The sequence below is a fragment of the Phormidium sp. FACHB-1136 genome (assembly GCF_014697375.1).
In the GTDB taxonomy this organism is placed as follows: Bacteria; Cyanobacteriota; Cyanobacteriia; order Phormidesmidales; family Phormidesmidaceae; genus Nodosilinea.
In genome coordinates this window covers 1-3,222 of sequence record NZ_JACJRS010000205.1, presented here as the reverse complement: position 1 = coordinate 3,222, position 3,222 = coordinate 1, and the positions used below count along the sequence as shown (strand labels likewise).

The 3,222-nt window shown below is 38.8% G+C and carries 3 protein-coding genes; all 3 read left to right on the top strand.

What is annotated here, in order from left to right:
• Positions 1-126: 126 nt before the first annotated feature.
• A complete protein-coding gene (locus H6G62_RS27490) occupies positions 127-2,061 on the top strand; it encodes an N-6 DNA methylase (protein WP_347239432.1) in 1,935 nt (644 codons plus the stop codon).
• Positions 2,058-3,092, top strand: a complete 1,035-nt coding sequence (locus tag H6G62_RS27485; protein WP_199325264.1) for a restriction endonuclease subunit S — start codon at positions 2,058-2,060, stop codon at positions 3,090-3,092. Before H6G62_RS27490 ends, H6G62_RS27485 begins: the two co-directional genes overlap by 4 nt.
• 28 nt (positions 3,093-3,120) lie before the next feature.
• Positions 3,121-3,222 (top strand): IS1 family transposase (locus H6G62_RS26450; protein WP_199324940.1); only part of this gene is annotated, 102 nt, incomplete at its 3' end.

Below are 3,222 nucleotides of genomic sequence, written 5' to 3'. Positions count from 1 at the left end.
GGGGCTATCTGGTTGTTCATCCATGACTACAATCGCAACATCCGAGAAAAGCTGGCCAAGCAAGGTCATCCGGCTTTTTCCTCTAGCCTGCACTAAAATGCACTACCATCTGTTAAAGAGGCAGACATTATCGTTTACAACGATGATTCATGTAAATCGCCTCATATTGTTGTTGAGTGCAAAAAACAGGATGTTTCGGAAGCTGAATTTGTTCAGGCAGTTGAGCAAGCGTTTAGCTATGCTGTAGCCGAGGGTGCGAGCTTCGTTTGGGTGACATCAGGCATTAAGGATCAGTATTATCAAGTTCCGAAGGAGAAGCCTAAAGATCGCATCACGATTCCCGATATTCCGCGATTTGGAGTAACGAAGCTTGCAAGATACAAATATGCTAAAGGAGGCGGCAAATCTAACGGACAACAATTATTTGAGTTAGAAGTTGTTACCGAAGATGAGTTAACTCGTAGATTTAAACAAGCTCATCAATCCCTTTGGGGTGGTGGACAGTTAAACCCATCAGAGGCTTTTGATGAACTCGATAAGCTGATTTTTTGTAAATTGTGGGATGAGAAGAAACCCCGCAAGAAAGGAGAGCCTTACGATTTTCAGATTTTTCAGGCTTCTGACGATGAAAATAATCAAAAGACTGCTCAAGAACTTGAACAACAGACAAACGAGGAACTGAACCAGCGAATTAAGGCACTGTATAACGAGGGACGAAAAAAAGATCCTGAAGTTTTTAGGGATGATATTCGTCTAAGTCCTGAAAAGTTGCGAACTGTTGTTGGTTATTTAGAAAGAATTAATTTAGGTAAAACCGATCTAGATAGTAAAGGCCGTGCTTTTGAAACCTTTATGGGATCGTTTTTTAGAGGTGACTTTGGGCAGTATTTCACACCTAGAGTAATCGTTAAATTTATTGTGGATGTTTTGCCCATCACCCATGAATCTTTAGTATTGGATACCTCATGTGGCAGCGGAGGCTTTCTGCTTCATGCGCTTGATAAGGTCAGAAGAGAGGCGGATGAATATTATCCTGACCACAAAACTGATCCAGATGAAGCAAAGCAGCACTATCAACATTGGCATGATTTTGCGGCTAATAATCTATTTGGTATTGAGATTAATGAACAGATTGCTCGTGTTGCCAAGATGAATATGATTATTCATGACGATGGGCACACCAATGTAATTGCATCAGATGGGTTACGCGATAGTGAAGACCTGATCAAACGCAGTGGAAATGATCGATTTAAATACAACCAGTTCAACTTTATTATTACAAATCCGCCGTTTGGTTCTGTAATTAAACAAACTGAACAAGCCTATATGAACCAATATGGTTTTGCTCTTAAACCCGAAGATTGGTTAAACCCCAAAAGCAAACCAGCTCCCAGAGAAACCCAAAGCACGGAGATTTTGTTTATTGAACAATGCCATCAGTTTTTAGTAGAGGGTGGATATCTTGCAATCGTAGTTCCTGATGGTATTTTGAAAAATTCTAGTTTGCAATATGTGCGCGATGGTATTGAGGAAAAATATCGCATTGTGGCAGTGTTATCACTACCTCAAACCGCGTTTCAGGCGACAGGAGCAGGAGTCAAAAGTTCAGTTCTGTTTCTGAAAAAACATACTCAATCACAAACAGACAAGATCCAATCGCAAAAAATGAATCTGCAAGAGCAAATTAAAATTCGCCATAACTACTTAAAAGCGTTAGAGAAAATCGATAATGACAAGAAACGTCACATTCGAGATTTACGCGGTTTTGAAAATCCTCAGAGTTTGTCGGGCAAAGCTTTAAAAGATTTAGAATCCTATAAGGTGTGGAAGAAAGAGGTTACGGCTGAATATAATGAAAAAATTGATGTACTCAAAGAGACATTAACTGAACAATACACTGAAGAAAAACAGCAAGTTCTTGATGATTACCCCATTTTTATGGCAATTGCTGATGACATTGGCTACGACGCAACCGGAAAACCTACCAGCACTAACGAGCTAGACTTTATCAGCCAAGAACTTGCCCGATTTATTGAATTGATCGAGCGAGGTGAAGTATGAACTTTCAGTTTTCGTCCGATGTTAATAAGAATAAGATTTTTCTAGTTAATTTAACCGATTGTAGAGGAAGGCTTGATCCCTATTATTACAAACCAGAATTTCTAGCTTTGAGAAAGAGACTAGAAAATCATTCATTATTTCAGAGAATGGGGAGTTTAATAAAATCTTGGAATAGGGGAGATGGCCCCCGTGAAGGCTTTTACACTGACAATACTGAAGATGGAGTTTTTTTTCTGCGTGTGAATAATCTCAAAAATCACACTATTGACACCAATGAAATTAAATACATTAACAGATATGTTCATGAAAACACATTAAAAAGAGCAAGGGTTACTGCTGGAGATGTAGTTTTTGCAATCAGTGGAACAAAAGATAATCTGGGTACAGTTTCAGTAATCCCTGAGAATATTTTAGAAGCTAATTTAAACTCAGCATTAGTCAAGCTAGAGTTAGATTGGTCGGCTATAGACAAAAAATATTTTTGCTATATGTTCGATTTAAATATAACAAGATTTCAAATTGATTTTATTGGTAAAGGTGCTGCTCAAAACAACTTAAACAATGAAGAAATTTCGCAAATACACTTATTCACTCCCTCAATTAAACAGCAACAGAAAATAGTTGAGTGTCTAGATGAAGCCCATCTAAAAAAAGAACAGAAAGAAGCAGAAGCACAGCAATTACTCAACAGTATCGACGATTATCTGCTAAACGAATTAGGTATTGACTTGTCAAAAGTCGAAGAAAATACTCTTCAAAGTCGGATATTTCATCGAAATTTTAGCAAGATATTAGGTAGCCGATTTGATGCTCCTGCTTACTTTAAGGAGTTATTATTACCCTCTGCTCTTTTTCCTATGAAAAAGTTTAAGGATTGCGTTTCCATGAATCCTTTAACTATATTCTCTAGCTTTGGAGACAATACGCAAGCAACTTTTATTCCAATGGAAAATGTTTCTGAAATTTATGGAGAAGCGGGTAGTGCATTAATGCACGGGACAGAGGAAAATCAGGCTACGCCACCACGATAACCAGGGAGACAAACGCATGGCCATCGAGATGACCTGTCCGACCTGTGGGTCTCACGATATCTCCAAGAACGGCACCAGCCATCGCGGGAAGCAAAATTACAAGTGCCGGGACTGTGGCCGTCAATTTGTG

What these genes read in the sequence shown, in the direction of transcription:
- H6G62_RS27485 (WP_199325264.1), top strand. Translation starts at nt 2,058, where the DNA reads ATGAACTTTCAGTTTTCGTCCGATGTTAATAAGAATAAGATTTTTCTA.